Below are 1,283 nucleotides of genomic sequence, written 5' to 3'. Positions count from 1 at the left end.
TTGCCCCGCACCTGGAGTTTGCGGCGCATGGGCCGGGCGGTGCGTATGAGCTGTCGGTGGAGGCCGGCTTCGGCCGGGACATTGTCAGTGCGGCAGGCCAGCTCTCCCCTGACCGGCAGACCCTCACCTTCACCGGTGTCGACCTCGCCATCCCCGAGCCGGGCTCCGCCTCCGCCCTGTGGGTACCTGTTACGGCGGATGCGGGCTGTCCGCTGGATGTCACGGCGCTGCTTTACACGGTGGGCAATGAGCCGTGTCTGTCGACGCCGGTCCACATCACCGACGGCCTGGTCCTGGCCCCGGGGGCCGGTCCTGGTGACCGGGGCAGTTTCCAGGCGTCACCGGCCGGGCCCCCCGACATCACCCTCACTCCCGGGGGCACGGCCGGCTACCCCGCCGTCCGCCTCATGAGCACCGGGCAGGACCCCGTCACCCCCCGGTATGCCACCGTCATCCTGCCCCCCGGCAAGGGCCTCACCTTCACCACTGCTGCCTCCGGCCAGTATGAGATTGCCGTCATCACCGGCGACGGCCAGACCCATACTTATCCCGCGGCCCTGGTCTCCGGCGGGCAGAGCCTGGCCTCCACCGCCCCCGTCGACCTCGGCCTGCCCGCCCCCACCTCCGTCTCCGCCCTGTGGACCGGCATCAGCGCACAAGGCTCAGCCGCTCCCGGTGACACGGCCTGCGCCTTCACCATCAGCGACCAGTACTCCCCCTCCACCCCCATCCACATCACCACAGGAGGCGGGGGCGGGGGCGAAACCCTCATCCCGCAAAACCAGATGAGCGTCCACTGGGTCGACAGTGAGGAGACCCGCGGCGAGAACGCACCCGCCACCAACGTCCTGGACGGCAGTGCCGACACCTACTGGCACACCCAGTGGCAGGGCGCCAACCCTCCCACCCCCCACCAGATCGTCCTCGACCTCGGCGGCTCTTACAACGTCACCTCCCTCTACTACCTCCCCCGCCAGAACTCCGTCAACGGACGCATCGCCGACTACCAGATCTACACCTCCACCGACGCCGCCACCTGGACCCAGGCCGCCGCCGGCACCTTCACCGGCAACCCCGAACAGCAGAAAGCCGCCCTCACCCCCACCACCGCCCGCTACATCCGCCTCACCGCCCTCCGCGAAATCAACGGCAACCCCTGGACCTCAGCAGCAGAAATCAACATCGGCCACCAGAACTGACGACCCGGTACACGACAGGCACAACCACAGACCCCCGGACCCGGCCCGCCGGACCCGGGGGTTTGTGCAGCCCCTGCCGCACAC

The 1,283-nt window shown here is 69.5% G+C and carries 1 protein-coding gene; it reads left to right on the top strand.

The annotated features are described in order from the left end of the window. On the top strand, positions 1–1,199 hold a 1,199-nt coding region (locus ACFVX9_RS39585; RefSeq protein ID WP_387987125.1), incomplete at its 5' end, for a discoidin domain-containing protein. Positions 1,200–1,283 lie beyond the last annotated feature (84 nt).

The organism is Kitasatospora sp. NPDC058243 (assembly GCF_042882025.1).
In the GTDB taxonomy this organism is placed as follows: domain Bacteria; phylum Actinomycetota; class Actinomycetes; order Streptomycetales; family Streptomycetaceae; genus Kitasatospora.
Note: the sequence above shows the minus strand (reverse complement) of the source record. Positions and strands in the feature narration are given on the sequence as shown.